The sequence below is a fragment of the Hymenobacter miniatus genome, assembly GCF_016427455.1.
Lineage (GTDB): Bacteria > Bacteroidota > Bacteroidia > Cytophagales > Hymenobacteraceae > Hymenobacter > Hymenobacter armeniacus.
Genome location: NZ_JAELXR010000001.1, coordinates 537218 through 563062, shown reverse-complemented (window position 1 = coordinate 563062; position 25845 = coordinate 537218). Strand labels below are relative to the sequence as shown.

Annotated in this window: 18 protein-coding genes; 9 read left to right on the top strand and 9 right to left on the bottom strand. The window is 64.6% G+C overall.

Annotated features, from left to right (window positions below):
- Positions 1 to 40: 40 nt before the first annotated feature.
- The 3 genes from JAO73_RS02425 (at position 41) to JAO73_RS02415 (ending at position 2038) form a co-directional block, all read left to right on the top strand.
- A complete protein-coding gene (locus tag JAO73_RS02425) occupies positions 41 to 673 on the top strand; it encodes a hypothetical protein (protein WP_190926817.1) in 633 nt (210 codons plus the stop codon).
- 82 nt (positions 674 to 755) lie between these two features.
- On the top strand, positions 756 to 1121 hold the full coding sequence (locus JAO73_RS02420) for a hypothetical protein (RefSeq protein ID WP_198975563.1): 366 nt from the start codon (positions 756 to 758) through the stop codon (positions 1119 to 1121).
- 167 nt (positions 1122 to 1288) lie between these two features.
- Entirely contained in the window at positions 1289 to 2038 is a 750-nt protein-coding gene (locus JAO73_RS02415) for a ZIP family metal transporter (RefSeq protein ID WP_198975562.1), read from the top strand.
- Positions 2039 to 2249: 211 nt separating this feature from the next.
- Here the strand turns inward: JAO73_RS02415 and JAO73_RS02410 are convergent, their stop codons facing one another.
- Positions 2250 to 10484 (bottom strand): FG-GAP-like repeat-containing protein, encoded by an 8235-nt coding sequence (locus JAO73_RS02410; protein ID WP_198975561.1) that lies wholly within the window; start codon positions 10482 to 10484, stop codon positions 2250 to 2252.
- Positions 10485 to 11083: 599 nt separating this feature from the next.
- On the opposite strand from JAO73_RS02410, the gene JAO73_RS02405 reads away from it, so the two are divergent.
- Entirely contained in the window at positions 11084 to 11935 is an 852-nt protein-coding gene (locus JAO73_RS02405; RefSeq protein ID WP_198975560.1) for an alpha/beta fold hydrolase, read from the top strand.
- Positions 11936 to 11946: 11 nt separating this feature from the next.
- Here JAO73_RS02405 and JAO73_RS02400 read toward each other — a convergent pair whose 3' ends face one another.
- Positions 11947 to 12555, bottom strand: coding sequence for a LuxR C-terminal-related transcriptional regulator (locus JAO73_RS02400; protein WP_198975559.1), 609 nt, complete (start codon positions 12553 to 12555; stop codon positions 11947 to 11949).
- A gap of 319 nt (positions 12556 to 12874) precedes the next feature.
- On the opposite strand from JAO73_RS02400, the gene JAO73_RS02395 reads away from it, so the two are divergent.
- The gene (locus JAO73_RS02395; protein WP_198975558.1) at positions 12875 to 13015 is read left to right on the top strand and encodes a hypothetical protein; all 141 of its coding nucleotides are present in this window, start codon (positions 12875 to 12877) and stop codon (positions 13013 to 13015) included.
- 57 nt (positions 13016 to 13072) lie between these two features.
- Here JAO73_RS02395 and JAO73_RS02390 read toward each other — a convergent pair whose 3' ends face one another.
- From JAO73_RS02390 to JAO73_RS02380, 3 genes are all read right to left on the bottom strand, one after another.
- A complete protein-coding gene (locus JAO73_RS02390; RefSeq protein ID WP_198975557.1) occupies positions 13073 to 13630 on the bottom strand; it encodes a hypothetical protein in 558 nt (185 codons plus the stop codon).
- 340 nt (positions 13631 to 13970) lie between these two features.
- A complete protein-coding gene (locus tag JAO73_RS02385) occupies positions 13971 to 14294 on the bottom strand; it encodes a chaperone modulator CbpM (RefSeq protein ID WP_198975556.1) in 324 nt (107 codons plus the stop codon).
- Positions 14295 to 14306: 12 nt separating this feature from the next.
- Positions 14307 to 15236 (bottom strand): DnaJ C-terminal domain-containing protein, encoded by a 930-nt coding sequence (locus JAO73_RS02380; protein ID WP_198975555.1) that lies wholly within the window; start codon positions 15234 to 15236, stop codon positions 14307 to 14309.
- Between the two features lie 310 nt (positions 15237 to 15546).
- Between JAO73_RS02380 and JAO73_RS02375 the strand changes: the two genes are divergently transcribed.
- The 4 genes from JAO73_RS02375 (at position 15547) to JAO73_RS02360 (ending at position 19770) form a co-directional block, all read left to right on the top strand.
- Positions 15547 to 16059 (top strand): DUF6799 domain-containing protein, encoded by a 513-nt coding sequence (locus JAO73_RS02375; RefSeq protein WP_190926794.1) that lies wholly within the window; start codon positions 15547 to 15549, stop codon positions 16057 to 16059.
- 180 nt (positions 16060 to 16239) lie between these two features.
- Positions 16240 to 17235 (top strand): aldo/keto reductase, encoded by a 996-nt coding sequence (locus JAO73_RS02370; protein ID WP_198975724.1) that lies wholly within the window; start codon positions 16240 to 16242, stop codon positions 17233 to 17235.
- 178 nt (positions 17236 to 17413) lie between these two features.
- Complete coding sequence (locus JAO73_RS02365) at positions 17414 to 18334, top strand: helix-turn-helix domain-containing protein (protein WP_198975554.1); 921 nt, start codon at positions 17414 to 17416, stop codon at positions 18332 to 18334.
- Positions 18335 to 18402: 68 nt separating this feature from the next.
- The gene (locus tag JAO73_RS02360) at positions 18403 to 19770 is read left to right on the top strand and encodes a lysophospholipid acyltransferase family protein (RefSeq protein WP_198975553.1); all 1368 of its coding nucleotides are present in this window, start codon (positions 18403 to 18405) and stop codon (positions 19768 to 19770) included.
- Between the two features lie 91 nt (positions 19771 to 19861).
- Here JAO73_RS02360 and JAO73_RS02355 read toward each other — a convergent pair whose 3' ends face one another.
- The 4 genes from JAO73_RS02355 to JAO73_RS02340 all read right to left on the bottom strand — a co-directional run bounded on the left by JAO73_RS02355 (position 19862) and on the right by JAO73_RS02340 (position 25736).
- Complete coding sequence (locus JAO73_RS02355; RefSeq protein WP_198975552.1) at positions 19862 to 21622, bottom strand: hypothetical protein; 1761 nt, start codon at positions 21620 to 21622, stop codon at positions 19862 to 19864.
- 227 nt (positions 21623 to 21849) lie between these two features.
- The gene (locus tag JAO73_RS02350) at positions 21850 to 23292 is read right to left on the bottom strand and encodes a T9SS type A sorting domain-containing protein (RefSeq protein WP_198975551.1); all 1443 of its coding nucleotides are present in this window, start codon (positions 23290 to 23292) and stop codon (positions 21850 to 21852) included.
- Between the two features lie 109 nt (positions 23293 to 23401).
- Positions 23402 to 24697 carry a chromate transporter gene (locus tag JAO73_RS02345; RefSeq protein WP_198975550.1) on the bottom strand — a complete coding sequence of 432 codons (1296 nt, stop codon included), beginning with the start codon at positions 24695 to 24697 and terminating at the stop codon, positions 23402 to 23404.
- 64 nt (positions 24698 to 24761) lie between these two features.
- Complete coding sequence (locus JAO73_RS02340) at positions 24762 to 25736, bottom strand: isopenicillin N synthase family dioxygenase (protein ID WP_198975549.1); 975 nt, start codon at positions 25734 to 25736, stop codon at positions 24762 to 24764.
- Between the last annotated feature and the right edge of the window lie 109 nt (positions 25737 to 25845).

The window sequence follows — 25845 nt, the reverse complement described above, 5'->3', positions numbered from 1 at the left end:
CTGCGCTCGGCATGACGGGCTACCTTTTCATTAATAAGAAATGAACCAACCCAACCAACGGGGCGGAGGCGGCGGCTTCCGCCAGGCCCAGCAGGCATCGCCGCTGGCCATTCGCACCAAAAAATCGCAGCTCACCACCGACGCCTACACCAAGATGGTGATGGGCGAGGTGTGGAAAAAAGACTGGGTATACGCCCTCATTCCGTTTGTGCTCGGCTTGCTGCCGGCCATTTTCCTGCCTTCGTGGTGGTGGATTGCCCTGGCCGTGGTGCTCACCATCCTGTTTGTGCTGTTCCGCTCGGCCCAGGTGACGGGCATTACGCAGATGGAGCAAAGCAAGCCCTTGTTTGAGCGCATGGCGTTCGAGATGGACAACAAGCAGTTGCTGCTGCGCGTGGGCCCCGACAAGGAAGGCAAGGCCATGCAGCTGAGCTGGGACATGATAGACCGCGCCCGCCGCGACGCCGATGCCTACCTGCTGTACCTGAAGCCCGGCACCCCGCCCGAAGGCCTCGCGGCCTGGCGCCTGTGGCTGGCGCGCACCTTCGACGTGCCGGTGTTTTTACATTTGCCCTACAAGATTTTCAACGCCGACAACGACCGCAAGTTGTTTGAGGCCCTGCTGCGCCGCAAAAACCTGCTGCCCGCCGAAGCCGGTGCGACAACCGTTTAATTCCGACGCCAGTATCTGGGAACGAGGCGCGTGCCCCGGCCCCGCTTGTTTTCGCAATCAATCTCCCGCTAATTTTACCCCGATGAAACTGACCCCCACCTTGCTGCTGGCCGTGGCCGCCGCTTCCCTGGCCCTGACGTCCTGCAGCAGCGAGCCGTCTGACTGGCGCCCCGACGACAAAGTATCCCTCGACATGATTGCGCCGGGCACCCGCCCCAGCGACAACTTTGACCAGAACACGGCCTACGCTCCCAACCAAGCCAAGGGCGCCGCCATCACCAAGCCCGTGAGTTCGTCGGCCGACCTCGACGTGCGCCCGCAGCCCAAGGTGGAATCCACCATTTCGGCCAACGCCGAGGAGGGCCTGCGCAAGCGCGGCAAGCTGAACGACGCCGGCAAATCGAGCCAAGCCGATACTGCCGAGAACGGGCACGAGATTCAGCGCTAAGGCGCTACATCGATTTCAGAGTAACTAGTTGGGTGGCAGCCTGGCCCGTCGGTTGACGGCTGGGCTGCCGCTGCTTTTGAATGAGGCCCGCAGCATGCGGAACGAGTGCTTGGTTGCGGCCGGCTGCTTGTTCCGCATGCTGCGTGCTTCATTCCTCATTTTTCGCCATGGGGTTTGCTATTTTTTTGCTCCTGCTGACGGTGCTGGGCGCGGGCGCCGCGGCGGCCAGGGTGCCGGTGGCGCAGGGCAGCCGCTGGCTGAAGCCGCTGCTGGCGTTTAGCGGGGCTTACTTGTTTACGCTCACGGTCACGCACATTTTGCCGGAGGCGTTGCAACTGCTGCCCGAACAGCCTACGCGGGTGGGCTACTGGGTGCTGGCGGGATTTTTTGGGCAGTTGCTGCTCGAAGTGCTATCGCAGGGCGTGGAGCACGGGCACGTGCACCACGAGCCGGCCCACGGGGCGCACGCGGGCGTGAGCCGGGTGCCGTTTCTGCTGCTGGCGGCGCTGGTGGTGCATTCGTTTCTGGAAGGCAGCATTCTGGTGCACACGCCCGAGGTGGGCCAGATAAGCCAGAATTTTTACGCCATTGTGGTGGGCGTGGCCCTGCACCACGTGCCGGCCGCGTTTGCGCTGGCCACGCTGCTGCGGCTGCGGCTGGGCAGCTTTCGGCGGGTGTGGCCCGGGCTGCTCATTTTTGCGCTGGCATCGCCCGTGGGCATCGTGTTCAGCAACTACGTGGTGCTCAGCAAGCTGCTCAGCAGTGGGCTGTACGCGTCGCTGCTGGGCCTGGTGGCCGGCAATTTTCTGCACGTCTCCACCACCATCCTCTTCGAAACCAGCCCGGAGCACCGGCTCAACTGGCCTAAGCTGGGTGCTACGTTGGCGGGGCTGGTACTGGCGCTGGCGGTAGCGTAACGGACGCTTCGGGCTAATAATGCAGACTCGTGTTATCGCCGCAGGGAGCGAATTCGACCGGACTACCTGCTTCTTGGTTTCGCGAATCTAGGTTCGCACCTAGCGCTACTGCGTTTGTTATACGCTATGCCCCTGCCGTCATTGGCGCAACAACCAAGAAGCCCCGGCGCCAGGCGCCGGGGCTTCTTGGTTGTTGCGGCTTGGTGCCCAGTTATTCTACCGTCAGCCGCACAGCTTGGGGGCCGCTGCGCACCACGTACACGCCACTGGGTAGCCCCTCGGGGAGGGTGAGCACTGCCGTGCCGTTGGCATCGGTTGTGCCTGCGCTCACCGCACGGCCCAGGGCATCGAACACCGTCACCACTGCGCCGGGCCGGGCGCCCGTGAGCGTGGCCCCGGCGTGGGCCGGGTTGGGGAAGACGGCCAGGCCGGCCGCGGCACCTTTCAAGGCCACGGTTCGTACCGCCGAATGGCTCGCGCTGCCGTCGGCGTCAACCTGGCGCAAACGGTAGTAAAGCGTGGCAACGCCGGCGGGCAGGTGGGCATCGAGCCAAGCGTAGTGCCGAGCGGATGTACTGGTGCCGGCCGCGGCCACCGTGCCGACCGCGGCAAAGTGGAAGCCGTCGGTGCTGCGCTCCACCTCGAACGCGGCGCTGTTTTTCTCCGAGGCCGTGGCCCAGGCCAGACGCACCGCGGCCGGGCTCTCGGCAGTGGCGGTGAAGCTGGTCAATTCGACGGGCAGCGGATTGGCCGAATTTCCCAGCGTCCAGACCCCGAAGTCGGTGATGCCCGTTTGGGTGACCAGATTTGGGCCGGCCAGGGTGCCGCGCTGGGGCATCCAAGGCTTGGCTCCGCTCACCGAGCGGAACAGGGCCAGATTGGTGGTTGGAATGCCGTTGAGCTCGTGGTCGAAGTACTTAAAGTCCATGGCCACGTTCAGGCCCGTGTTGACGGCGGACTGGATGTCGAAGTAGCGCAGGATGCTCTGGCTCGTGCCCGCTCCGAGCAGGGCGGTTCCGGTCGTGCGCGCAACCAACGTCGCACCGGGGGCCGCCGAGCCCGCCGCGGCGGCCAGCGTCAGCCCGAGCCCGCCAAAAGATTCCGAAACGCCGGGGTCCAACGTACGGTTTGCCGTCACCTTGCCCAGCACGTAGCTGGCTTCCTGTTCCGAGAGCGTGCCCGCGGTGCCCAGCGCAATGGTGCGGGCGCCGGTGGTCAGCACGCCGCTGGTCATGGACAAGGCGCCGTTGACGGTCACGTCGTGGGTCAGCGCTACGCCGGCGGCGTTGTTGATGGTCAGGTTGCGGACGTCGTCCCGCAAACCGGAACCCGTGACTTGTGCAGCCGTGCCGTTGTATTCGTAGCTGGCCCCCGGGTCGAAGGTGCGCGCCGTTGTGGTTTGCACGGCGCCCGTCGCGTTGCCAAGCGCACTGATGCCCGCTAGGTTTGCCGTTTTGAGCACTGCACCGTCGCCGAGCACAAACGAGCCGACCCCGTCAATCACGCGAGTTTCGGTGATGGCCGTGGCTCCGCTGCCAATGGTCAGGGCATTGCCTTCCGGCACCGTCAGGCCTCCGCTGGCCAGGGTCAGCGTTCCCGAAATAGTGGTCGTGGGATTGGTCAGGGTTACGCCGGCGGCGTTGGCGATGGTGACGTCGGCCACGGTGGCCGGCAGGCCCGTTCCCGTTACCTGGGCCGCGCTGCCGCCGTACTCATAGCGGGCGTTGGGGCCGAACGTGCGGGTACCGTACACCTGCACGGCTCCGGCGCTCGCATTCAGGCTCAGCCCGTCGACGTCGCAAATGCGCAGCGTGGCGCCGTCGGCCAGCGTGAAGTCGCCCGGACCCGTCAGGGGCTGGCAGTTGGTGAGCAGCGTGCCCCCGCTTTGCACCACCAACCCGTTGGTGATGGTGGTGGCGCCGCTAAGTTCGGCCGTGCCCGCCCCGGACACGGTGATGGTGCCGTAGGAGCCGGCCGGCACGCTGATGGGGCTGAGCGCCGAGCCGGTGGTCACGTTCAGGTTCACCACGAAGGGCTTTTCGCTGGCGGCGGTGCCGTCGGCGTTGGAAACGACGATGGGGCCCGAAGTGGCGCCCGGGGGCACCACGGCGCTCACCTGCGATGGCGACAGGACCGTGAACGTGGCCGGAATGCCGTTGAAGGTGACTTCCGAAACAGTGGCCGACTTGTTGGCCCCGGCCCCGCCGGCCGCCGGGCGGCTGAACTGATTGCCGCTGATGACGACCGATGTGCCCGTGGTGCCGTTGCCCGGCTGGAAATTGCCGATGGCGGGCGGGGTGAAGGCCCCCACCGAGAAGTTGAGCGAATTGCTGGCGCCACTACCCGTCGTGACCGTGACCGGCCCCGTGACGGCGCCCGCGGGCACCACGATGCCCGTGATGCCGGTGCCGGCCGCGTTCACGACAAAGCCCGACGTAACCACGTTGTTGCCGGAGCCCGCGAAGGTGATGGCCGTGACTCCCGTCAGGTCGGAGCCGCTGAGGGCCACGGTGCTGCCCACGTTGCCGCTGCTCGGGTTGAAGCTGGTCAGGATGGGGGCGGCGTAGACCGGGGTTAAGGTCAGGCTGCCGTCCACCCCAGAGGTATTGTAGTTGTAGTCGGGGGCAGTGCCGGCGGCCAAGGCCGTAGGCTCCACATAGCTGGCGCCGCCGCCGCCGCCGCCGGCATAGTAATAATCTCCGCCACTCAATCCGCATTTGGTGATAACACCGCCATCGCCGCCGCCGCCGCCATAATAGCCGCCGCCGCCGCCGTGGCCCGTATAGCGTCCGCAGCCAGTGAATGTGCTCACCCCGTTGGCACCGGTGCCGCCCTGGCCCAGGCTTCCGGCCGTAGCCGACACCGTGCCCGTGTAGCGGGTGCCGCGGCCGGCTGCGCCGCCCCCGCCGCTGGTGCCGGCCCCACCGCCCACGCCGGGGTTGTAGTAGATGGCGCCGCCTGGAAGGCCGGCCGAACCGCCACCGAGGTTGTCGCTTCCTCCGGCACCTCCGGCTACCAGCAGGCGTCTGTCCAGCGTATTGGCGAGCGTGCTGCCTCCGAAAGGATTGCTGACGCTGGCATTGGGCACGCGGCGTATGTCAGAAGCTCCGCTGCCACCCACGCCAGCCCGGCAAGAGCCCGATATAACCGCCCCACTGTTGCCACCACCGTTATAGCCGCCCTGACCCACCGAGCCCATAACATTGTCGGTGCCAGCCGTGCCTTTGCCCCCAACCACTAGCGTAAGTACTTCGCCCGGCACAACTTTAATGGTAGCTTTAACCCACCCGCCCAAGCCATAACTGGAACCAGCGGAGGACGCACCATAAGCATCTACCTTCAGCCGCGTCACGCCGGCCGGGACCGTATACGTTTGCGGGCCGCCGGTGTAAACAAAATTGGACGTCGAGCCAATAAGCGTGAATACCGCAGCGCTTTTGCCCGTGCCAATGGGTGTGGTGACGCTGATGGGGCCGCTAAGCGCCCCGGCCGGCACCACCACGCCGGTTATCTGGGTGCCGGCGCTATTCACGACGAAACCGCTGCTAACCGTGTTGCCACTGCTCCCGGTGAAGGTGATGACCGAGGCGGCGTTGAAGTACTGCCCGACAAGGGTAACAGACGTTCCCACGGGGCCAGTGCTCGGGCCGAAGCCGCTCACCACCGGTGGCGGCAGCGTCACGGTGAGGGGCACGCCGGCGCTGGTGCCGCCCGGCGTGGTCACGGTGACCGTGGCGGAACCGACGGCAACGCCCGCCGGCACCCGCACCCCGCTGATTTGCGTGCCGGCGGCATTCACCACGTAGCCGCTGGTGGTGGCGAGGCTACCGCCTGGCCCGGTGAAGGTGATGGCCGACGCATTATCCAGAGCCACGCCGGCCAGGCTGACAACCGAGCCCGCATACCCGCTGGCGGGGTTGATGCTACTCAGCGTGGGCACCGGCTGCAGCCCCGCGCCGGTCAGGTTCAGGGTGTATGTGCCAATGTTGGAGCTGATAACCATGGTGCCGGTGCGCGCCCCCAGGCCGGCCGGGGTGAAAGTGGCATCGAACGTGCCCGTGGCGCCCGCCGCTACGCTGGTCGGATAAGCCCCGCTCAGGGCAAAATCTCCCGTGCCCGTTATGTTGGAAATCAGCAGAGGCGCACCGCCGGGGTTGTTGAGGGTGAACGTCACGGCCGGGCTGGTGGTGCCCACCACCTGGCCGGCAAAGCCGTAGGCGGTGCCGGCGCTGGGGTAGTTGGTGCTGCCCTGGCTCACGAGCAGCTGTGCCACGGTCACCGTGAAGAGCAGGCCGTTGCTTACGCCGCCGCGGGTGGTCACGGTCACGTTGCCGGTGGTGGTGCCGGTTGGCACGTTCACCACGAGTTGGGTAGCCGAGCTGCTGACGAAGGCGGCCGGCGCCACCACCGTGCCGTTGAAGCTCACGCTGAGCGCGTTGTTGAGGTTGGTGCCCGCAATGGTGATGGTGGAACCTATCGGGCCCGAGGCGGGGGTAAGCGCCGTGAGCACGGGTGGGGCCTGGTTGAAGCGCACGCTCACCGTGGTGGTGCTGGTATTTGTGCCATTCGACGTCACCACGTCCACGTCGCCGTCGCCGTCCACATCGCCCAGGGCCACGGTGTTGGAAAAATTGCCAACGCCGTAGTCAGTCCCCCCGGCGAATACGCCGCTGCCATTGTTGAGGCGCACACTCACGGTAGAAGCAAATTCGTTGGCCGTGAGCAGGTCCAAGTCGCCGTCGCCGTCCACGTCGCTCAGGGCCACGCTCCGCGGATGGTCGCCCACGTTCACTTCCTGAGTACCTCCCAGCACGCCACCGCTGTTAAGCCGCACGCTCACCGTGTTGGCGGTGTAGTTGGCGGTCAGCACATCGGCGTCGCCGTCGCCATCTACGTCGCCCAGGGCCAGGCCCAGCGGCGAATTGCCTACGGCCGCCTGCGTGCTGCCGCCAAAAGTGCCGTCCCCGGCATTCAGCCGCACGCTGATGGTGCCGCTGGTGCCGTTTCCGGCCGTGAGCAGGTCCAGGTCGCCGTCGCCGTCCACGTCGTTTAGGGCCACGCAGGTGGGCGCGTTGGCAACGGCCACGTTGGAGCCGCCGCCGAAAGTGCCGCTGCCGTTGTTGAACCGCACGCTCACGGTGTTGCTACCAGAGTTGGCCGCCAGCAGGTCGAGGTCGCCGTCGCCGTCCACGTCGCCCAACGCCACCCCCTGCGGGCTGCTGCCCACGTTCACACTGGGCGCGTTGGTCAGGGTGCCGCTGCCGTCGTTGAGCAGCACGGTCACCGTGCCGGTGCTGGTGCTGCTGGCCGCCAGCACGTCGAGGTCGCCGTCGCCGTCCACGTCGGCCAGCACCACACTCTGGGGGCTGAGCCCTGCGCTGTTGTCGGACCCGTTGCTAAACACGCCGTTGCCGTCGTTTCGGCGCACTCCCAGCGTGGCAAAGGCGGGGTTAGAGCTGCCCGCGGCGTAATTGCTGGCCACTACCAGGTCGAGGTCGCCGTCGCCGTCCATATCGCCCATCGCCACCCCCGAGGGCTGATTGCCCAGGTTGGGGTCGAGCCCGCCGTTAAACAAGCCCACCCCGCCGCTCACGGCGGCCGTGAACTGCCACACCCGGGGCGTGGGCAATGTACCTCCGGCCGCCGCGGTGGCCCCTCTGGTGACGGTGGCCTGCACCGCCTCACCGGGCCGGAAGCTGAACGAAGGAGCAAAGCTGACGGTGTTCGTGCTCACCGTGCTGCTGCCGCTGCGGCCCGCCCGCTGCCCGCCGCGCTGGGCGCTGAACACCTTCAGCGCGGCCGTCGAGGCCGCATCCATTGGCCGGTCGAAGCTGGCCGACACCGGGCCGGTAGCCGTCGCGGCGCGGGCGTTGGCGGCCGGGGTAGTGCTGGTGAGGGCCAACGGGGCCGTAAGGGTAAAGAGCACCCCGTTGCTGGTGCCGGCCGCAGTGGTCACCGTCACGGAGCCGGTGGTGGCGCCCGCCGGCACCGCCACGTTGGTAATTTGCGTCCGAGCCGGGTTGATGGTGAAGCCCGTGGTAACGGTATTATTCGAAGTGCCGGCAAAGGTGATGACGGTGGCCGACAGGTTGGTGCCCGTCAGGGTGAGCAAGGTGCCCACCGGGCCGCTGCTCGGGCTGATGCCGGTGAGAACAGGCTGCGGGGCCGCCAAGGTATAGCGCCCCAGGTTCATGGTGATTTTGCTGCCGTCGCCCACGGCAATAAAATTGCCCCCTGCGTACAGCGCGGTGCTGCCGTCCAGCGCCGCGGCCGTTACCGAGCCGGACAGGCCGCTGCCCAGGGCACTCCACGCCGTGCCGTCCCATTTGGCAATGCGGCTGGCCGCGGCGCCGCCGGCGGTGGTGAAATCGCCCCCGGCGTACACGTTGCCGCTGCCGTCCACGGCCAGCATTCTGACCGGTTGGTCGGTTCCGCTGGTCAGGGCCGACCAAGTTGTGCCGTTCCATTTGGCGATGTTGGCGGCCGTAACGCCGCCGGCGCTGCCAAAGTTGCCCCCTACGTACAAGGCACCGCTCGGGTCTACCGCCAGGGCCTGGGCTTGGCCAAACGACCCCAGCCCGCCGCCGCCCAGGGCCGTCCAGGCGCTGCCATCCCACCGGGCTATTCCGTTCACGGTGGTGCTGCCCGCTGAGGTGAAAGCGCCCCCGGCGTACACATTGCCGGTACCATCCACGGCCAGGGAAAACACTCCGCTAAAGCCCAAGCCGGTGCCCATGGCCGACCACGCTGTGCCGTCCCAGCGGGCAACGTTGGTAACGGCCACTCCTCCGGCGTCGCTGAAAGTCCCTCCCACGTACAGGATGCCCGTCGAGCTCACGGCCAAGGCCTGTACGTTGCCGTTCAGGCCGCTGCCCAGGGCACTCCACGCCGTGCCGTTCCATTTGGCAATGCGGCTGGCCGCGGCGCCGCCGGCGGTGGTGAAATCGCCCCCGGCGTACACGTTGCCGCTGCCGTCCACGGCCACGGCATTCACATTGCCATTCAAGCCGGTGCCCAAGGCCGACCAAGTGCTTCCGTTCCAGCTGGCTATGTAGTTGGCAGGGGTGTCGCCCGCCCGCAGAAAGGTGCCGCCCGCGTATACCGTGCCGCTGGCGTTCACGGCCACCGCTGACACGGAGCTGCCCATGCCACCGGCCGGCGCCAGCGTCCCTAGCTGCGCCCAGCTGCTCAGGCTAAAGGTGTACTTGGCCACGTTGGATACGGCCGCATTCCCTATCACCTGCAATTGCCCGCCGGCGTACAGCACGCTGCTGTTCACGGCCAAGGCCGACACCGTGCCTTTGCTGCCGGTGGTTATCGACGACCACGCCAACGATGAATTTAGTTTGGCGACGGTGCTCCCGGAAGTGCCACCGTAGGCAGCGTAATCACCGCCCACGTACAAGTTGCCGGAGCCGTCGTTGCGCAGCGAATACACGCCCTCGGAGGTGGAAGTCGTCGATTGCATGGTGGACCAGGTGGTGCCCGTCCAGCGTATCAGGGTGCAGAAGCTACCGCTGGAATCTAACAGGCTGCCGCCCACGATTACGTTAGAGCCCAGCACCGCAATGGCCCGCACCGTGCCGCCCACGCCTCTGATGGTACTAATTACCAAGGCCGACCACGCCGTGCCGCTCCACCGGGCCACGTTCTGCACGGCTACGCCGCCGGCGGTGGTGAACGAGCCGCCCACGTACAGGGTGCCGGCGCTGCCCGCGGCCAGGGCCGATACCGTGCCGCCGCCAATGCCCGTGCCCAGCGCGGTCCAGGCGCTGCCGTCCCAGCGGGCGATGCCGCCGTTGGTGGTCACGCCCCCCGCCGAAGTGAACCTTCCGCCGGCGTACAAATTGCCGTTTGTGTCGAATGCGAGCGCCGCCACGCTCCCCTCTCCGGTATTGAAGCGCATCCCGCCGCCCACGTCGGCCCAGTTGCTGCCGTTCCAGTAGGCTATGCCGTGCACGCTGACCCCACCAATTGAGGTAAATGTGCCCCCGGCGTACAGGTTGCCGCTGCCGTCGAATGCCAATGCACTAACCTGCCCGCTAGTGCCGGCCAGGCTGCCGCCCACGGCCGACCACGCCGTGCCGTTCCACTTGGCAATGCCGTTGGCCACCACGTTGCCGGCTCCCCGGAAGTTGCCGCCTACATACAGGTTGCCGCTGCCATCGGCCGCCAGCGCCAGCACCTGCCCCGTGACGCCGTTCACCCCAAAAGCATCCGACCAATTGTTATCGCCGGGGCCCAGAGCCCCGCGGGGCGCCATGGGCCGGAAAGCGGGCCGGCCATCGGCCGTTGTGCTCAGGCGAAGGCCCTCTGCCCGAAATGAGCCGCGCGCGCCGGCCTTCACCGTCCCGTCAGGGTTCAGGATGGACGCCAGCGCGGGCGGCGCACCGGCCGGCCCGGGGGCGCCATGGCCCAGTGCCCGACCAGCCAAGAGCGTGGCCACAAACAGCCAGACCCAATAAGCTGCGCTGGGCCGCCACGGTGAGGTTTTGCAAGACCAATGAGGTAAGAAGTTTCTCATATAGGCAAATCTTAAGAGGTTAAACAGGGGCCGATGGGCGTTGAAGCAGGACTGAGCTGAGTGAAATGGAATGACGCGCGGCCCGGGAATTGCCGAGTATGGCCAGCCTCTAATGCCAGCAATGCCGCAACCACATGCCATGAAAACCCGCAGGCCCCCACAGCCAACAAGCTCAACAGTAGCAGAGCCTGTTATTTAGAAACCCATTGTTTACCGCAAACGCCATCACAAATATTTGTACAAAAGGTACAATCGCACAATACCTATTTTAGGTAAAATTCCCGGTGCCCACCCACAATACCGCTGCGGCCGCATGGCCCTCTGTAGCACCGGCATTAGTTGGCCCGCCGCTCAGTCTCCGCACCGCTGAATTGCCGCTTGAAGGGCTGAAGGTGGGCCGCGCTGCGGCTCGGCGAGGAGGCCCGCTTCTGCGTTGAGCACTGGCAGCAAGAGGCAGAAATTGCTATATCATTCTGATTCTTGCATGTACTATTGCGAATAAGCTTTCAGACGTTTTCCTGATGCAATTCACTCTTCGGCCGCTGGCTTCCGGCGTTACAATTGCCACTTATCAGGCCGGCGACCCCACCGGCCAACCCGTCCTGTTCTTGCACGGCAACTCACTTGCTGCCAGCACGTTCCAGCATCAATTCGATGCGCCAGAGCTGCAGCACTTGCATCTGGTGGCGCTGGATTGGCCCGGGTGCGGTGCCTCGCCCGATGCGCCGGCGTGCTACCATCCTCGCCAGTTCCAGGAAGTGCTGTGCGAAGCCATTGGGGCGCTAGGAATCCAATCGGCGTTGCTGGTGGGGCATTCCTACGGCGGCCATCTGGGCCTACACGCCTTGCCCGCTGTGCCTTCGCTGCGCGGCCTGCTTGCCGTGGGCACTCCCCCGGTCAACGTGCCCGACGACGTGGCCGCCGCCTTCGCGCTTGACGAGCGCGGCCAATCGTTCTATCAGGCCGCGGTAAGCAACGAGCAACGTGCCGATTTGGTGGCCCTGTGCCTGGGCCCGGGGGCCTCGGCTGAAGTGCAGCAGGTGGTTGACAGCGCCCTGCGCCGGGCCGACGGGCGCCTGCGGGCGGCGATAGGCAGCGCCCTGGCAGCGGGGGAGATTCCGGACGAAACGGCCATTGCGCGCGCTACGCGGGTGCCCCTCGCCTTTGCGGCGGGCGAGGCTGACCCCCTGCTGCACTTCCGCTATTTTGAGCAGGTGGCGGCGCCTGCCCGCTGGGGCGCCCCCCTACACGTGGTGCCCGGTGCGGGCCACACGCCTTTCCTGGAAAATCCTGCGGCCTTCAACGCCTTGCTGCTGGATTTCTTGGCCAGCGTAGTTGGACCCCGCCCCGCGGGCGTCAGCATTGGGCGTTAGCGAACGAACGGCTAGTCAGTTGACGGCCCCAGTCGGTAACGGCGACGGGTTTTGCGGGCAATATTGCGCCGGTGGGTATTAACGGTGTGCACGCTCAGATGCAACTCCGTGGCAATTTCGCGGCTGCTGCAGCCGGCCAGCACCAAGCCCAGCACGGCCTGCTCGCGGTGGCTCAACCGGGGGCGCAGCGAGCCCATTTCCTGCTCCAGACGTCGCTGCAGGCGTTCGTCGGTGCAGTGACAGGTGACTTCATCGCCGAACTTGTGGGCGCTGATGTCGGTGTAAATGCTCGCAATGAGCAGCACGTTGCCTTCCTCATCAGCCGAGAGCCCGTAGTTCTGGCGCAGCACGCGCACGTAATGCCCTTGGTGGTGGCGCAACCGGTAGGCCGTGCTGAACACTTGGCCCAGTGTGTCGGCCCGGTAGCGGGCCGCGTATTCAGCCGACAGCACCGTGGCCCGGCCCACAGCCGCCACATCGTCGGGGTGAATGCTTTGGTAAAGCCGTGTGACGCTGAATTCGGTGGCGGGGTAGCCCAGCACCCGCTCTATCCCGGCGCTGACGAACACCGGCTGCTGCGCGCGCACGTCGTGAATAAAAACAAATTGGTTGAGCAGCATCTGTCGCGACAACTCCCGTATGGCGCTGCTAGCCAATTGAACGGGCACGGCGCCATCGCCGTGGGGATACACAGTGCGCCATGTGCGACGCACCCCAGCTAATTCGGGGATGAGGGACGTACCTGAAAACATAACCACCAGTTGTAAGCGTGTGGCAGAGTCGCAAGAGCTGAAAGAAAGATGTCAATATACGTATCACCTGTCAGTTTGTACGCTCTATGATGGGCTAACGGCCTTGGGATGAACGCACCAACCTACAGCAAGTCTTTGCGCTGAGGTGGGCTTACCTTAGCCGCACTTTGCCCCTGGTCTTTGCCCGATGGAACCTGATGCGCCCTCCCTGTTTTCGCGCTCCGCCAATGTCTTGCACATCACGACCCTCGACGCGGGGTGGCGGGACAAAAACGCCGTGCTGCTGCACGCATGCTTCCAACTGCTGACCGCCAACGCCCGCACCTAGCTGGCGGCCCGAACACTGGGGAAAGGACGGGGGCGCTCACAAAGGCAAGGCCCGTACTCAGCGGCACACCACCCGATAATCCGAGTCCCAATAGCGCAAATACAAGGTATCCCCACAAGACCGGGGAACGTTGTATTGATAGAACCGAACCATTTCCCCCTCCGGGCCGAACGACGGGAGTTTGAAGCAGGCGGTCTCCTCCCCCAGGCGCAGTTGCACGTACACGTAGCCTTCGGTATAGAACCCGACCCGCGTGGGCAAGCCCTCGCTCCGTCCCGGGTCGTTGGGGCTGGTCCAGTGCAAGCCCAGCGAGAAGCGCGGCTCAAAGTGGTTCTCCGTTACCTGGTATCCCAGCGCGCGCACGTGGCGCAGGTTGAGGCGGTACACGTCGGCAAAGTCGTCCTGTCGGGCCCACGGCCGGGCCAGCACCGCGGGAAAGCGACGGCCGTAGCGGGCGGCGAAGTCGGGAATTTTCTCCACCACCAGGCGCGGGTTGGTGGTGCGCGGAAACGCGGGCCAGTCGGGGTGGCGGTCCCGCCAGGGCAGGCGGTAGCCCAGGGCGAAGCACAGCCCCGCCCCCAGGAGCACGGCCCCTAGCAGGCAGCGCCGGAACAAGGCTTAAGCAGGGGGCGCCCCGCCACGTGTGGAACCAGTGTTTGCAAGCGCATGGAGAAAAGGGCCTAGCTAACAAGGCCCGGCACGACGGCAAGATAGGCTCCGTTGAATGAACTACTAAACTACCCCGCCCGCTAGCTCCATGTGCACTTGTAGCCGCATTCTACTGCATATGTTGAGTTTACGAAACCCGTCTACCTATCAAATTTTACGAAACCAGGTCAGGGAATGAGTTTAGTAACCCCAGGAGCCCACAAATACACCAAAACTCAACTTGGCGCAGACGCAATTTTAAAGGCTTGTGCCTACCTTGAATTGCATGAAGCCGAAACGTGGGGACCTACAGTTCTTCCACGGCACCATTTCCGCGTAGGAAGTTTTCCAGCTGCCGGGCGCGGGCGGTTTCATGGGCCAGCAGGGCCTGCAGGCGCACCAACCGCTGGCGCATGGCCAGTATCACATCCAGCGCTTCGGGGGGTAGGCTGAGCTCGTGGTAGAGACGGGCCAGGCGGGGCAGCTCGTCGGGCTCGTCCACGATGACGGTTTCGGGCGCGGGCGCGGCCCGCAGCAGGCCGGCCTGCAAAAACTCGTGCAGTTCGGCGGGCGCCAGGCCGTAGCGGACGTTGCACTCCTGGAAAGTGAGGGTGATGAGGTGCGTTTCCATAACAACAAGGGGTTAGGCATCGGGCCGCAGGGCCGCCAGCTGCTTGATGAGGTCTTTTTCTTGGTCGGTGAGGTGCTGGGGCAGCGTCAGGTTCAGGCGCAGGTAGAGGTCGCCGAACTGGCCTTCTCTCCGGTACACCGGAAAGCCTTTGCCGCGCAGGCGCAGGCGGGTGCCGTTGGGGGTTTCGGGCTTGAGCTTGATTTTGACGGGGCCGCTGAGCGTGTCCACGGTTTGCTCGCCGCCCAGCAGCGCTTTGTAGATGCTCACGGGCACGTCTTGGGTCAGGTCGTCGCCGGTGCGGGCGTAGCGGGCGTCGGGCCGAATGCGGAAGGTGATGAGCAACGAGCCGTTGGGACCGCCGTTGCGGCCGGGGCCGCCCTGGTCGCGCAGCCGGATGGTCTGGCCATCGGCCACGCCGGGCTGAATGGTCAGGCGCAGGTTTTTGCCGTTGACAGTGATGGTGCGCGGGCCGCCGCGGTAGGCTTCTTCCAGGCTCAGCTCCAGCTCGGCCTGGTAGTCTTGGCCGGCGCCGGGGCGGGTGCTGCGCCCTCCCCCACCGCCCATGCCGCCAAAGAGCGAACTGAAGAAGTCGGAAAAGTCCTCGCCCTCGCCAAAGGGGCTGCCCTGGCCGCCCCCGAAGCCGCCCCCGCCGCCTTGGGTGTACTGGCTCCAGTCGAAGCCCCCACCGGGCGGGCCGCCGCCGGGCTGCTGTTGGTAACGCTGCCAGTCGGCCCCAAACTGGTCGTACTTCTTCCGTTTCTCGGGGTCGCTGAGGACTTCGTTGGCCTCGTTGATTTCCTTGAATTTCTGCTCCGCCGTTTTGTCGTTGGGGTTGACGTCGGGGTGGTGCTGGCGGGCCAGCTTGCGGTAAGCTTTTTTGATTTGGTCGGGCGTGGCGTTTTTGTCGAGGCCCAGCGTTTTGTAATAGTCTTTGTAATCCATTGCCGAAAGGTCGTTGGGAGTAGCCGAATGCAGAGTGCGCCGGCAAGTTATCGGCGGCGCGCTCTGCATTCGGCTACCTGCGCAAACACGCCACCCGCGGGGGCGCATCACAAACAGGCATCAAAATTGAACAGGCTGTTTCTGAACGGAATTATCCCGTCAAAAGTTGACATTTCGCGCCAACTAAAACCTTAAGCAGTTTTGCACTCGTACATTAAGACAAGATGAAGACCGACACAATAAAATGTGTAACTTGCGTTCTAATAGGGATTCATACTGCTGTTTAAATTATTTCATTTTTAATTTTTCCATGAAATACCCGCAACTCATTTGGGCCGCCCTTCTTCTATTGGTTATGCAGGGCACCGTGGCCCAGGCTCAAACAAAACTGCCGCCGCGCCGACCGGGTGGCGCCGTGCCCGCCCGGGTAAAACTGGCCGCCACCGGCGAGGGCGTGAAAGACGGACTGACCATGCAAAAGGGCCGCATCATCCTGACCGAGTTTGGGGTGACCAACCCGCTCACCGCCGACAAGCAGCTCCTCAACGGCACCACCATCAGCACCACGGGGCTCGTGACGTCCAAAGACGGCACCACTACCCAAATCAACGAAGGCGACCACGTGTCGCTGAGCGGCCGCGTCACCTCCCGCCGGGAAATGGTGGTGGCCGACAGCCTCGCCAAAATCAAGTCTTTTGATGCGCTGCACCCCGGCAAGCGCAAGAAGATGGAAGAAGAGCGCGAAAAAAAGGAAAAGGCCAAGCTGAAGCGCGAAGAAGAAAAAATCAAAGCCAAAGAGAAGGCCGCCAAACGCAAGAAATAAGGATTTCAGCCTGCTACAGCCGGCCGCGCGCCGCTTCGCCTTCGGGCGGGGCGGCGCGTTTGCGTTGGCAAGCGGGCGGGGGCGGCGTTTTGTGTTGCAGAAGCGGGGGTTTGTATAAGGCAGGGCCCGGGACGGGGCCGGACCTTTGCCTTATCAACCAACCCGCCTAATTTATTCATGATGAGCACCATTAAAACAGTTCCCCTGGGCAGCCAGGGCTTGCACGTCCCCATCGAAGGACTCGGCTGCATGGGCATGACGGCCGGCGTGAACGGCATGAGCGTGTACGGCGAGGCCAACGAAGCGGAAAGCGTGGCCACCATCCACCGGGCCCTGGAGCTGGGCGTGAACCTGCTCGACACGGCCGACCTCTACGGCCCCGCCCTGAACGAGCGGCTGGTGGGCCGCGCCATTGCCGGCCGCCGCGCCGACGTGATTCTGGCCACCAAGTTCGGCTTCGAAGTCGACGACCACGAAACCTGGACGGGCGGCTACAACGGCCGGCCCGAGTACGTGCGCAAAAGCATCGAACGCTCGCTGCGCAACCTCGGCACCGACTACGTGGACCTGTACTACCTGCACCGCGTGGACCCCGCCACGCCCATCGAAGACACCGTGGGCGCCATGAGCCGGCTGGTGGAAGAAGGCAAAGTGCGCTACCTGGGCCTGAGCGAAGTGTCGGCCGACATCCTGCGCCGGGCACACGCCGTGCACCCCATCACGGCCCTGCAAACCGAGTATTCGCTCTTCGACCGCGGCGTGGAAGAAAGCGGCGTGCTGCAGGCCACGCGCGCCATGGGCATCGGCTTCGTGGGCTATTCGCCGCTGGGCCGGGGCTTTCTGTCGGGCGACATCAAAACGCCCGATGACTTCGAGCCGAATGACTCGCGCCGCTTCTTTCCGCGCTACCAGGGCGAGAATTTCTACAAAAACCTGGCCCTGGTGGAGAAGCTGCGGGCTTTGGCCGAGGCCAAAGGCGTGACGGCCGCGCAGCTGGCGCTGGCCTGGGTGCTGGCGCAGGACGTAGTAGCCATTCCGGGCACCAAGCGCCGCAAGTACCTGGAAGCCAACGTAACGGCGGCTACTATGCCGCTCAGCCCGACCGAGTTGGCAGAGCTGGAAGCCATCATGCCGGTGGGCAGCCAAGCGGGCGCAGCGTATCCGGAAGGCTTCTAGGCCGTTGGGCGGCGGCACGCACCACGTGGCAGCCAACGCTGGTCATTCCTCCTTCCCGAGTTCGTTTCCGGCGGCGCAGGCCCCGCCCGGATTCAACCGGGTGCAATTTCACGCCGCGCTGTGCCCAAAAATCCTGGCTTTTCCGAGCCGAACAGTTTAACCAGCTTCCCGACACCCGATGAAACCGCCCAGCAAAGAATTTCAGGTGCTGCACACCGTCACGGACTATACCCGCTTTTGCGGGAAACCGGCGCCGGCGCACCCCTTGCTCACCATCCTGGACCTGAGCGAGTCGCGCGGGCAGGCCCCGCCCAAGGGCATCACACCGGTAGTGCCGCAACTCTACAGCATCTGGCTGAAAAAGGGACTAAAAGGCACCATTTACTATGGCCGGCAGTCCTACGATTTTGGCGAGGGCGTGCTGGGGTTTCAGGCCCCGGGCCAGGTGTTTGCCATCGACGAAACGCTGGATTTGTCGGAAATCAGCGGCTGGATGCTGGTGTTTCACCCCGATTTATTGACGAAATACCCACTGGCTAAGAAGATTTTGAGCTATGGCTTCTTCTCGTACGACGTGCACGAGGCCCTCCACCTTTCGGCCAAAGAAGAAGCGGTGCTGGATGGCCTGCTGCGCAACATCAAAGCCGAATACGAGCAGCCCATCGATGCTTTCAGCCAGGACGTGCTCATTTCGCAGCTCGACCTGCTGCTGAGCTACGCCAACCGCTTCTACCACCGGCAGTTTCTGACGCGGCGCACGCCCGAGCACGACCTGCTCAGCCGCTTCGAGGCCTTGGTGACGGAGTATTTTGCGCGGGCGGGAGAACGGCCGCTGCCCACCGTGCAGCACTTCGCCGATGCCCTGCACGTGTCGCCGGCCTACCTCGGCGACATGCTGCGCACCCTCACCGGCCAGAGCACCCAGCAGCACCTGCACCACGCCCTCATCGAGAAGGCCAAACACCTGCTGCTGAGCACTTCGCTTACCGTGAACGAGGCGGCTTTTCAGCTGGGGTTTGAGTACCCGCAGTACTTCACGCGGCTGTTCAAAAGCAAGACGGGGCTGACGCCGGCGGCTTTCCGGTTTTCGGCGCAGTAGGCGCGTGGGCGGGCCTGGCGCATTCGTGGGCCACCGCCTACCTTCGCGGGCCTAACTGCTTTCGGCCCATGCTCTTTTATACTGTGATGAAACCGCTGGTGCAGGTGGCGCTGCGGGTGTTTTTCCGGCGCATGGAGGTACGGCACCGCGAACGCCTCAACCTGCCCGGCCCGCTGCTCTTCGCCGGCAACCACCCCAACACGCTCATGGACCCGCTGCTCACGGCCATTCACACGCGGCAGCCGGTGGCGTTTCTGGCCAAGAGCACGTTTTTCAAGAACCCCGTCATTCGGGCCATCATGGAGTCGGGCAACTCCATTCCCATCTACCGGCGGCAGGACGTCGACAGCGGTGCCGCGCCCGCCACGCCCGAGCAGCTGGCCGCCCAGAACGAGGCCAGCTTCGGCCGTTGCTACGACTACCTGGACCGGCGCGGCACCATCATGATTTTCCCGGAGGGCACCAGCGTCACCGAGCGCCGCCTGCGCCCCCTCAAAACCGGGGCCGCCCGCATTGCGCTGGGCGCCGAAGCCCGCCACGGTTTCGCGCTGGGCCTGAAAGTGATACCCATTGCCACTAACTACTTCGACCCGGCGCGCTTCCGCTCCGACGTGTTGCTGAACGTGGCCCCGCCCATCGTGGTGGCCGACTACGCCGCCGCCTACGCCCAAGACCCCGAAGCCGCCGCCGACCAGCTCACCGACGCCATTCGGGAGGCGCTGGAGCGGCGCTTGGTCATCACGCGCGACGCGGCCGAGGACGAATTTGTGCAGCAGGTGGAGCGCACCTTCGGCGACCACCTCAACCCCGACGACAACCCCGACACGCTCTACGACAACTTTCAGCTTAGCCAGACGCTGCTGCAGGCGCTGGCCTGGTTTGAGCAGCACGCGCCCACGCGCCTGGTGGCCATGCGCCTCCAGTTTCAGGCCTACCTGGCCGAGCTGCGCCGCCACCGCCTCACCGACGAGGCCGTGGAAGGCCAGCGCCGCGGCACCGTGGCCGGCCTGCTCAACCTGGTGCTGGGCGCGCCGGTGTGGCTGTATGGGCTCCTCAACAACTACCTGCCCTACATCCTGCCGTCGATGATAGCCAAGCGCGCCACCGACGACATTGCGTTTGTGGCGCCCATCATGCTGGTGGTGGGCATGCTCACGTTTCCGCTGGCCTACGCGCTGCAGGCCGCGGCCGTGCAGCATTGGCTCACGCACGACTGGCGCCTCACGGCCCTCTACGTGCTCAGCCTGCCCCTCACCGGCTTCTACGCCCTGAGCTATTGGAACACGCTGGCCCCGCGCCTGGACCGGCTGCGCGCCCTGCGCCTGTTCCGCAGCATGCCCGCGGTGGGCCAGGACCTGCTGGCCCGGCGCGCCGAACTGCTGCGCCAGCTGGAAGAAGCGCGGGAAGAGTATCTGGCCAAACGGGTGAAGGCCTGAGAATTGGTCAACAATCAATAAAAAAGGACGTCATGCTGAGCGCAGCGCCAGCATGACGTCCTTTTACACCCGACGACGCCCGTTCCCTCCCCTACTCCAAGGGCATCTGGCCGAACCACATGGTTTTGCCGCTGCGGTTTTCGCCGAAGTACACGATGCTGTTTCTGCCGCCCATGGGCAGCTGCGGCATCGAGTTGTTGAGGAAATACTGCTCGTTGCCGAATTTGGCAAAGTTGCTGAGCTTGGCCGAAGCCAGGTCGATTTTGGCCACGGCGGGGTAATACAGCACCTTGGCCGTGCCCGCCTCCATGCCGCCCATTTCGCGCACGCCCGTGATTTCGCCTATCATCCAGTACACGCTGCGGCCGTCCTGGCCGAGGTAGGTATGCTGCTCGTTGGGGTTTTGCTCGCTGAACTTGTTGTTTTCCTGGCGGCGCACGCCGTACTGGGCGCGCAGCTGGCCCTGCGGGTCGAAGTGAAACATCATCACGTCGCGGTAGTCTTTCAGGGTTTCGGAGCTGCTCATGCTGGTGCCGCCCTTGCCGGCCAGGCTGGTCAGGCCGCCCACCAACCCGCCGCCAAACGCCGCCGTTTTGGGGGCACCCGTGCCAATCAGGCCCTTGCGCTCGAACTTAAACGCTTGGCCCTGAATGAGCAGGTCACCGTTGGGCAGCACCGTGCCGCCCGTCACCTTGAAGCGCTTGCCGGTGTATTCGGGCGTGCGCTTTTGAGTGGGCGGGGTTTGCAGCTTCTTCTCAAAGTCGTCAATCGGCGTGCTGGTGAGGTAGCGCACCGCGCCGCCTTTTATTTGGGCCAGCTGGAAGTTTTTGGCCTTGAAGTTTTCTTCCTCCGGCTCGCGGGTGCCGCCGTTGGCCACCAGCGACGGAATGTATTGGGCGAAGTACTCGTCGGCCTTGTCGTTGGCCGGGCCGAAGAGGGAGAGCGTGCCGTCGGCGCTCTGGGCCATGCCGTTCACCAGCCAGGCGCCGTTGGGCGAGGCCAGGGCCACCCGCTCGCGCTCCTTGGTGTCGGCCCCCACCCGCACGAAAGCGTAGTTGGTGGGCGCGTCGGCGTTCTTTTTGCCCCCGGCCGGCGAGGGCGCAAACACGAAGCCCAAGTCGTATTCGGGGTCGGCGCTGTCATCGGCGTCCTCGTCGCGGTCGCCCTGCGGGTCCAGTTTTTTGGCCTCCACCACGCTCATGGGCTTCTCGAAGTTCAGCGGCGTGTCGCTCACCAGCTCCAGGTCTTTGTTGAATTTGAGGACGTGAAACTCCTTGTACATTTTCATCGGGTCCATGCCCTTGCCCAGCTTGTCCTTCACGGAGGTGAGGACGACCACGGTACCGGTCTGGTCGTAGTCGGCGTGGGTGAGGTATTGGTAGTAGGCGCCGTTGTCGCCGCGGGGCTTCACCTTTTCCAGTATTTCGACCTTCTTGTTGTAGCCCCCCCACACCCAGTCCCATTTGTAGTGCACCTGCTTGCGGCGCAGCACCAACGTGCCCATCATGTTGGGCTCCACGGTCACGCCCAGCACGTCGTAGAGGTCGCCCTTGTAGCGCTTCACCTTTTCCACGGGCTCTTCGCTTTCGTCCATGCCCTTGAAGTTGAATTGCTTATCGAAATGATAGGTTTCAAACTTCACCTTGCGGTTGTTGGCCTTGGTGCAGAACACGAGGTCGACTTTGTTGGCCGGCTCGTCAATCTTCACGTCGTCGAGAAAGCCGCGCTTGGCCTTGCCCGATACGTCGTGGGTTTTCTCGATGGCCAGCTTCTGGGCCAGCAGCGGGGCGGGAAGCAGCGCAGCCGCCACGGCAGCAGCCGGCAGCCAGCGCCCAAAGGCGAGGGGTTTCATGAAGTGAACAGAAGAAGGTGGCGTGAAGAGCCAACGCATTGGCCTTCACAAAGGAACCCTTCTGTTTTACCCTCGGCAATCCGTACTGGCGGGCATATTTACGTCCGTGCTGGTACGGAGAACGCACCACCAATGTGAGGCCATAGCATTGGCATTGCATGTATGCTGAAGCTAATCCGGTCAAAACAGACCACCTTGCTCCAACCCTTTAAGAGAAGCAACCGACTTTATTCCACTACTACACGCTGGGTCATCACACCTGTACTGGTATTCAGGCGCATCACGTACACGCCACGAGGCAAGTCCGCCACTGAAATAACAGCCTCGGGAGCGGCAATTTCAGCCTGGCGCACCTGACGACCGAGTGCGTCAAATAAGGTAGCGAAAATAGTGCTCTGCAATGCTACAGTGCGCCGCACGGTCACTTGCTCGCGGGCCGGGTTGGGGTACACGTCCACGCCCGCAAGCTGCGGGGCGCGGGCGCTCAGCACCCCGGAGCGGTTCAGGAACACGCGCACGGTGTTGTCGCCGGCGCAGCCGACCACCACGTCGGCCTTCAGGTCCCCGTCCACGTCGGCCAAGTGCAGGGCCACCGGGTCGGTCCCGGTGGGGTAAACGGTGGGGGCGCCGTAGCGGGCCAGGCCAAGGCCTCCCGTGTGTTGAAACACCTGGAGCTGGTTGTCGGCCGTGATGACCAGCATTTCGGGCCGCTGGTCGTCGTTGAGGTCCTGCAACAACACCTGTCGCGGGGCGGCCGAGAGGGGGTACGCGGCCGGGGTGCCGAACCCGGCCGTGCGGGAATTCAGGAAAAAGGTGATTTCCGAACTGCCTTCGTGGGCAATGGCAATGTCGGGCAGCAGGTCGCCGGTCACGTCGCCGGTGGCCACGAACACGGGCCGCTGGCCGGCGCTGGGCAGGCGCTGGGGGGTGGCGGAAGTGCGCCAATCGGGTCCGAGGCCGGCGCCGATGCTGCCGGCCACCACCGCCGTGAACTCGTTGCCGGTGGGGTTGGTCGTCACCACGTCCATCAACCCGTCGCGGTTGAAGTCGTCGAGGGCCAGGCTGGAGGGGCGGTAGTTGGTCTGGTGGAAGTTGGTCGTGGTGGCCACGCGCGTGGCCGAGACCAGCCGCTGCCAGCGCGGCCCCGCGGCCACGACGAAGACTTGCGGGTCGTGGGTGTAGGCAAAATCAATGTAGCCGTCGCCGTCGAGGTCGCGGGCCAGCAGCTGCGCGGTTACCAAATCCTGTTGCGGGCCGAAAAAGTTGGCGTTATTGCTGTTGACGACGGGCGTAAAGGTGCCGGTGCCGTCGTTGTTGTTGGTGAGCAGCGTGTACGCGTTGCTGGGCGCGCTCACGGCCACCAGGTCGATGGGGAGGCGCGAGGACATGGGGCCCAGCGGCACGGCCACCAGGCCCGAGGGCGCGGTGCCCGTGGCGTATGTGCCCGCGGGCGTGCTGGGAAAGCTGCCACCGGCCCCTTGCAAATACACCCCCACGGAGTTCAGCCCGCGCTGGCACACGGCGATGTCGGGGCGGAAGTCCTGGTTGAACTGGCCCACGGCCAGCGCGCTGGGGGAAGCACCGGCTGGAAGTGGGATGACGGCGCCGGCCTGCAGCCGTACGGCAGGTGGGCCAATTTGAGCAACGGCCGCATCAACAGAAGCGAGCAAGGCAAGTAATGGTAGAAATTTGTTCATTTTGAGAAAGATGATGTTTCAACGACTATTTATGTCCTTTCTGCTCCTGTCTTAGCAAGCGGCAGAAAGAACTGAGGGCGAGTTACCCCAGCACCGCCCCGGCCAACAGCGCCACCGCAATGATGGCCACGCTTGGCACTTTCTCCCACAGCAGCAGCAAGAACGTGGTGCCCACCAGCAGCGGGTTCAGCGGCAGCGAATCTATCGGCCCGAGGTGGAACGGCAAGTCTAGCAGTCGGTAGGGCAGCGGGTGGTAGAGCAGGAACGTGGCCGCGCACACCAGCCCCGCGCTCACGGCGTTGATGCCTTCCAGCGAGGCCTGCACCACGCGGTACTGCCGCAGCCGGTCCCAGAAGCGAATGACGAAGAAGATGAGGAACGTGCCCGGCAAAAAAATGCCCGCCACGCCCACCAGCGCGCCCAGTATTTGCACGCTGGCCCCGCCCATGGGCCGCATGGCCAGCGCCCCGATGTAGGCCGCCACCGAAAAGTTGGGCCCTGGCATGGCCTGCACCAGCCCCAGCCCCGACAAAAACTCCGGCCCCGTGAGGTAGTGCTTGAATTCCACAAACTCGGCGTAGAGCAGCGGAGCCAGCACCTGCCCGCCCCCAAACACCAGGGAGCCGTTGCGGTAGAAATTCTCGAACAGCCGCACCGGCAGCAGGCGAGTGTAGTGGCCCAGCACGGCCGCCCCCACCAGCGTGCCAAACCACAGGAAAAAATTGGCCCACTCCACGCGCAGGGGCTTTTTCTCCTGAATGATGGCGTGCTTGCGGTAACGCACCGTCGTCACGGCGCCACCGGCCAGCAGCAGCAGCGGCAGCATCCAGGGCAGCTGAAAGAAATAGGCCAGCATGGCCGCCGCCACCATCAGGGCCACGGCGGTTTTGGTGTGAATGACTTTCTCGGAAATCTTGTAGGCCGAGAAGGCCACGAAGCCCACGGCCACCGGCTGCACAAACTGCACCAGCGCCGCCACCCGCGCCGGGTCGAGGTGGCTGAGGGTGAGGCCGGCCAACGTCATGAGCGTGACGGCCGGCGTCATCCAGACCAGCAGGGTGAGGTAGGCCAGGTTGGGCCCGCCCAGCCGGAAGCCGATGACGGTGATGGTTTGGGTAGACGTGGGGCCCGGCAGCAACGCGCACAGGGCCTGCAGTTCCAGCAGCTCGGCCGCGCTGATGTAGCGGCGCTTCTCCACCAGCAGCCGAAAAAACATGGCCAGGTGCGCCTGCGGCCCCCCAAAGGCCGTGCAGGCCAGCAGGGCCACGTCTTTCAAAAAAATAATGCCCCGCACCCGGCGCGTGCGCCTGCCCGAGCGCCGCGGGGGCGGCGTGAGCGACACGGGCGCGCCGGGCGGCGGGGCGGGATTCGTTGTCATTCCGAGCAGAAAATCTGTCATCCTTCGCTGCGCTCAGGATGACAAACGGTTCTGATTTGCTTCTTTACTTCTTCTTCAACCCCAGCTCAATCAGGCGCTCGTTCAGGAACTCGCCGGCCGTGATGTCGGCTTCCTTCTTGGGGTTGTCGGGGGTCACGCAGTGCTCCAGGGCGGCCAGGCTCATTTCCGAGCGCGGGTGCATGAAGAAGGGAATGCTGAAGCGCGAGGTGTTCATTTTCTCGCGGGGCGGGTTCACCACGCGGTGGATGGTGCTCTTGAGCACGCCGTTGGTGAGGCGCTGCAGCATGTCGCCCACGTTCACCACAATCTGGTCGGGCAGGGCCGTGATGGGAATCCACTTGCCGTCGCGGCGCTTCACCTGCAGGCCGTCGGCGCTGGCGCCCATCAGCAGGGTGATGAGGTTGATGTCGCCGTGCTCGGCGGCGCGCACGGCGTCGGCGGGCACCGCCTCGGGGTCTTCGATGGGGAAGTAGTGAATGGGGCGCAGGATGCTGTTGCCGTGCTTCACCTTGTCGTCGAAGTAATTTTCGGGCAGGTGCAGGTACAGCGCGATGGCCCGCAGCACGTCCTGGCCGGCGCTTTCCAGCGTGCGGTAGGCACGGAAGGTGCTTTCCTTGAAGGTGGGCACTTCCTCGGGCCAGATGTTGGCGGGGTACTCGTTCTTGATGGGGTCCTCTTCTTCCACCTCCTGGCCCACGTGGAAAAATTCTTTCAGGTCGCCGGTGTTGCGGCCCTTGGCGTGCTCCTTGCCTTTGCTGATGTAGCCGCGCTGGCCGGCCAGCGCGGGGTTTTCGTAACGCTGCTTGGCTTCGTCGGGCAGTTGGAAGAACGCCTGCACGTCGGCGTACAATTGTTTGGTCTGTTCGTCGTTGAGGCCGTGGTTTTTCAGGGCCACAAAGCCAATATTTTGGTAGGCCTCGCCGAGCTGCTGCACGAAGCGGGCCTTGCGCTCGGGGTCGCCGGAACGAAAGTCGGCGAGGTCGAGCGAGGGAATTTGGTCAAGAAGTTGGTCTTGCATGGGAAAATTAGGTTTACTTTGGGGCGTGTAAAACCCCTGGTGGGCAACGCCGCAAGTTAATCAAAACCTTGCACCGGGCGCTTGTTCCCTGCCGAAGGACGTTGCGCAT

What these genes read in the sequence shown, in the direction of transcription:
- JAO73_RS02355 (WP_198975552.1), bottom strand. Translation starts at nt 21,622, where the DNA reads ATGAAACCCCTCGCCTTTGGGCGCTGGCTGCCGGCTGCTGCCGTGGCG.
- JAO73_RS02345 (WP_198975550.1), bottom strand. Translation starts at nt 24,697, where the DNA reads ATGACAACGAATCCCGCCCCGCCGCCCGGCGCGCCCGTGTCGCTCACG.
- JAO73_RS02420 (WP_198975563.1), top strand. Translation starts at nt 756, where the DNA reads ATGAAACTGACCCCCACCTTGCTGCTGGCCGTGGCCGCCGCTTCCCTG.
- JAO73_RS02365 (WP_198975554.1), top strand. Translation starts at nt 17,414, where the DNA reads ATGAAACCGCCCAGCAAAGAATTTCAGGTGCTGCACACCGTCACGGAC.
- JAO73_RS02395 (WP_198975558.1), top strand. Translation starts at nt 12,875, where the DNA reads ATGGAACCTGATGCGCCCTCCCTGTTTTCGCGCTCCGCCAATGTCTTG.
- JAO73_RS02340 (WP_198975549.1), bottom strand. Translation starts at nt 25,736, where the DNA reads ATGCAAGACCAACTTCTTGACCAAATTCCCTCGCTCGACCTCGCCGAC.
- JAO73_RS02425 (WP_190926817.1), top strand. Translation starts at nt 41, where the DNA reads ATGAACCAACCCAACCAACGGGGCGGAGGCGGCGGCTTCCGCCAGGCC.
- JAO73_RS02385 (WP_198975556.1), bottom strand. Translation starts at nt 14,294, where the DNA reads ATGGAAACGCACCTCATCACCCTCACTTTCCAGGAGTGCAACGTCCGC.
- JAO73_RS02370 (WP_198975724.1), top strand. Translation starts at nt 16,240, where the DNA reads ATGAGCACCATTAAAACAGTTCCCCTGGGCAGCCAGGGCTTGCACGTC.
- JAO73_RS02360 (WP_198975553.1), top strand. Translation starts at nt 18,403, where the DNA reads ATGCTCTTTTATACTGTGATGAAACCGCTGGTGCAGGTGGCGCTGCGG.
- JAO73_RS02400 (WP_198975559.1), bottom strand. Translation starts at nt 12,555, where the DNA reads ATGCTGCTCAACCAATTTGTTTTTATTCACGACGTGCGCGCGCAGCAG.
- JAO73_RS02380 (WP_198975555.1), bottom strand. Translation starts at nt 15,236, where the DNA reads ATGGATTACAAAGACTATTACAAAACGCTGGGCCTCGACAAAAACGCC.
- JAO73_RS02415 (WP_198975562.1), top strand. Translation starts at nt 1,289, where the DNA reads ATGGGGTTTGCTATTTTTTTGCTCCTGCTGACGGTGCTGGGCGCGGGC.
- JAO73_RS02405 (WP_198975560.1), top strand. Translation starts at nt 11,084, where the DNA reads ATGCAATTCACTCTTCGGCCGCTGGCTTCCGGCGTTACAATTGCCACT.
- JAO73_RS02375 (WP_190926794.1), top strand. Translation starts at nt 15,547, where the DNA reads ATGAAATACCCGCAACTCATTTGGGCCGCCCTTCTTCTATTGGTTATG.